The organism is Amycolatopsis sp. NPDC058278 (assembly GCF_042881395.1).
Lineage (GTDB): Bacteria > Actinomycetota > Actinomycetes > Mycobacteriales > Pseudonocardiaceae > Amycolatopsis.
In genome coordinates, this window is the sequence record NZ_JBHVXZ010000082.1 from 1 (window position 1) to 474 (window position 474).

Sequence of the window (474 nt, forward strand, 5' to 3'; positions counted from 1 at the left end):
CCGGAAATGCAGGTGCCCCGTCCGGATCACCGGGCGGGGCACCCGCGCGCCGCGGGTGGAACGCCGGCGGCCCGCTAGCGCGTCGTCGTACTCACCGACGGCGTTTCCGGCCGGGTCTCGACCGGAGCCGAGGTGGGCGAGGAGGCCATCGGCCCCGGGCGGGAGGTTGCCCGCGGGGCCGTGGACGGCACCTGCGGGACCAACGACCGCGGGCTGCGTGGCCGCGTCTGGCCCGGCCCGGCCGTCGGCGGCGGGATCGACGTCGCCGGGACATCGGTCGGCGACAACGACGGAGTAGCCGGAGAAGTGGTGCCGATCGTGGACAGGCCGGGGCCGGCGGGCTGCACCGGCTCCGGCGGGCCGGCGCGGGGGGCGGGCGCGGGAAACGCGCCCCCGCGGGGGGGCGCCCGGGCGGGGGGAGTGGGCCCCGCGGCGGGAAGCGGTGGGGGGGGGCGGGGCCCGGCGCCCCCCCCG